The 3,538-nt window shown below is 60.9% G+C and carries 4 protein-coding genes; all 4 read right to left on the bottom strand.

All coding sequences use genetic code 11. The annotated features are described in order from the left end of the window. Positions 1-306: 306 nt before the first annotated feature. A complete protein-coding gene (gene modC / locus ACZYOF_RS42905) occupies positions 307-1,473 on the bottom strand; it encodes a molybdenum ABC transporter ATP-binding protein (RefSeq protein WP_463719506.1) in 1,167 nt (388 codons plus the stop codon). Continuing rightward, the gene (modB, locus tag ACZYOF_RS42910; RefSeq protein WP_028169067.1) at positions 1,470-2,156 is read right to left on the bottom strand and encodes a molybdate ABC transporter permease subunit; all 687 of its coding nucleotides are present in this window, start codon (positions 2,154-2,156) and stop codon (positions 1,470-1,472) included. Before modB ends, modC begins: the two co-directional genes overlap by 4 nt. Positions 2,157-2,165: 9 nt before the next feature. Beyond that, positions 2,166-2,897, bottom strand: a complete 732-nt coding sequence (modA, locus tag ACZYOF_RS42915) for a molybdate ABC transporter substrate-binding protein (RefSeq protein WP_463719507.1) — start codon at positions 2,895-2,897, stop codon at positions 2,166-2,168. Positions 2,898-3,292: 395 nt separating this feature from the next. After that, on the bottom strand, positions 3,293-3,538 hold a 246-nt coding region (locus ACZYOF_RS42920), incomplete at its 5' end, for a hypothetical protein (protein WP_463719508.1).

Below are 3,538 nucleotides of genomic sequence, written 5' to 3' on the forward strand. Positions count from 1 at the left end.
CCACAAACAGGGTCAGAACTGAATTGATGAGGATCAATCGGCAAGCCTCATCGGGAAATCCGGACGCCACTGGGAACGCGTTAGCCGCGGCGGCTCTTGCTTCTCATCCCAGCAATTGGCGTGCGGTTCGAGAAACATGGCGCGGGCCTTTGCTTGACACGCACATAGGTTGCCAGCGTGCCCCGTCCAATGGCTCGGCCGCCTCGTCCGGCTTGCGATATCGGCCTCTTCAACTCCGCCCTGCGTGGCACAATGAAATGTAGCCTCAAGATGATGCCGCTCGCCTCTCGAGCGAGCTTGCTCGTTTCACGCCGCGGCGCTTGCCTGCCCAGGATCTGCTGCTGGCCTGGAGGTCGTCACGATTTGCAATGGCGGTTCAGAGGCCGAGAGCAGCGAGACGTGCTTGAGCTGCGCGAATACGTCCATCCCATCCTTTAGCCCAAGGGAATCAAAGGAGAAACGCGTGATGCGGGCCAAAATCTCCGTGCCCGAGCCTCCGGTGCCGAGCGCAAGAACCAGCGTGATCTCAGCCGCGCCGAGCGGCAAACAGGCTCTGATGCGCGCCGGAAAGACATTAATCATGGAGCCTGCGCGTGGCGCCTCGCGCGCCACGCTGACGTCGCTCGCTCCAATGCGCAGCCGTTGGTGCACGCCGGGTGCAAACGGCGGCGCCGGCACCAACAGCCGCGCCCCTTTGAGGCGGAGAATGAGTAGCCCATAGCGCCCATCATAGCCGCTGACAACGGCATCAAGGCTGACGGCGGCTTCGCGGCTTGCCGCTAGCGGCAGCGCGGGATCTCTCTGTAAGACTTGCAGCGGTCCGGCCGCGGTCACTACGCCGCGCTCCATCATGACGAGATAATCGGCAAAATGTTCGATCTCCGCCATGTCATGGCCGATGTAGATCATCGGCAGCGCGAGCTTCTCGGGCAGGCGCTCGATGAACGGCAGAATCTCACGTCTGGCGCAGCGGTCGAGCGCGCCAAGCGGCTCGTCCATCACAAGCAGTCTGGGCTGAGACAACAGCGCGCGACCCATGGCGACGCGCTGCCGCTCGCCGCCGGACAGATGTGAGGGAGAGCGGTCGAGCAACGGAGCTATCTCGAGCAGTTCGACCACCTCATCAAACGCGATCGGCGTTGGCTTCGGTTTGGGTGCACCGTAAAGCAAGTTGCGCCTGACCGACAAATGAGGAAAAAGACTCGGCTCCTGAAACACGTAGCCGATGGGACGCAGATGGGGTGGGCGAAAGGTCGTCCTATCCTGCCACACCTCGCCGTCGATGGCGCAAAAACCATTTCGCAAAGGCTCTAGGCCGGCGATGCAGCGCGCCAGCGTGGTCTTGCCGCAGCCTGGTGGGCCGAAAATCGCCGTCACGCCTTTGGCGGGTACGCTGAATTGCGTATCGCGCGAGAAGCCGGCGATACTGCCGCTGAAGGCAATGTCAATCCGGCCTGGCGTGGCTATCCTCACCTGCTCCTCCTTCCGCTGTATTTGTCGATCAAGGTTAAGGTGAGGATTACCGCAAAGGCGAACATCACCATGGCCCCGGCAAGCCAGCTTGCTTCGCGCCAGCGCGAGGCTTGGACATAGTCGAAGAGATAGGCCGACAGCACCTTGGTGCGCCCAGGAATGTTGCCGCCGATCATAAGCACGATGCCGAACGTGCCTATCGCATGCGCAAAGCCAAGCATGGCGCCTGTCAGAACACCCGTTCGCGCCACAGGCAAGGCGACCGTGAAGAAGGCATATAACGGTGAGGCGCGCAGAGTGGCAGCGACTTCCAGCGGGCGGTCACCCATCGCAGCGAAGGCGTTGCGGATGGGCTGCACCATCAAAGGCAGCGCTGACAAAACCGATCCGACCACGAGCCCCGTAAAGGTGAAGGCGAGCGTGGCCCCGCCCCAGAGAGAGGCGAGAAGGCCACCCGGGCCGTTCGGGCCGAGCAGGGCCAGCAGATAGAAACCGATTACTGTTGGCGGCAGCACCAGCGGCAGCGCGATGATCGTGGCGACCGCCTCAGCCCAAAGGCTCTTCGAGCGCGCTATCCACCACGCGAGCGGCGTGCCAAGGACCAGCAGGATCACGGTCGTCAGGCTCGCGAGCTCGACCGTGAGCTCGAGCGATTCCCAGATCTCTGGCGAAAAGCCATCCATGCGTCAACTCTAGCTTTGCACGTAGCCACCCCGCGCGATAATCGCGTGGAGTTTTTGCCCTTTAAGAAAATCGACGAAAGCGCGTGTCGCTTTAGTATTGGCGCCGCTCTCCAACAGCACGGCATTTGGCCCCATCGGGCCATAAGACTCCCGCGCCACCAGCCAGGGCAAACGGGTTTTGCTGTTTGTGAGCTCGGGCGGCGCGACAAATCCGAGCTCGGCATTACCGGTCTCGGATCGATCGGCGTGTGTGATGCTGGCGGTATCGGCCCTCGGCTGAATCGCCGCACTGACGCCTGGCGCTTTCATGACCTGCACCGCCGTTGCGCCATCATAAGGTGCGGCGGCCGGATTGCAGATCGATGATTTTGCCACAGACATCATCTGAAGGCTATCCGCGCGATTGGCGAACTTCACATTCGAACGCCACAGCACGAACTTGCCGCTCTTAGAGGTGAAGCTGTTTCCCGATACCGGGAGACGCTTCTCGCTCTGTTTACTTGGGCGGAACCGATCGGCCGACAGAAGGATGCAAAGCGCGGGTTGGATGATCCAGCTGCAAGCCTGTCCGTGCGCGCGTGAGCTCAACCCGGCCTCGAGCCGCGTCGTCTGAGTGAGCGGTGATGCAATCTCGTTGCTCGGCAGACGGACGTTTGCGGCAAGGGTGGGACTGATGTTCACCGCTGCTGCTTTTTCGAGCAGGAGCAGGATCAGAATCAGAGTTGCATTGATCAGGATCAATCGGGCAAGCCTCATTGGGAAGTCTCTCGGAGCGGGGCGGCCTGCGACCAGTTTGGCCGCGACGGCTTCTGCTCCTGATCCCAGCAAACGGCGTGCCGCTCGCGAAATATGATGCGCGCCTTGCGCCACAGCAGCCAAACACGCTTAAGCGCCAGCCTGGCTGTTGAATTGCGGCGGAATGGCCCCAGCGCCGTGTCAGCTTTCCGACTTCGGCGTGTTCAACCGAACATCTCTAGCCTCTTGAACGAAAAACTTCTTGGGATACTCCGCCCCAACCTTGGCTCCACCGCGCCGTGATGTCCGATTTTGGATCTTTGAACGGCTCGAACTCCGATCTCCGGACCGGCTGACCCGACGTGGCCGCCTGGGGTGTCGGAATACGATAAGTTCTGCCTTCACGTCGCCGCTATGAAGCGTCCGTTCGAGAAAAACTCTGTGGCAAGCGACTCGTCCAGGCGCGGCAGGAGCTCAGCGTGTATCGTCCGGTGAAGGAGTATCGAGGCTGTCGTTTGTAGCTGTGCGAAACTACGACGCGAGGCTCGATAACGCCCGAGGGCAGCTTGCATCAAGGTCTTAGGCGCATGTCTCCAAACGTCGATAATGTGGATGCGTACCATCCAAAAAATCAATTTTACCAATGT

It is taken from the genome of Bradyrhizobium sp. LeoA1Lang, assembly GCF_055413685.1.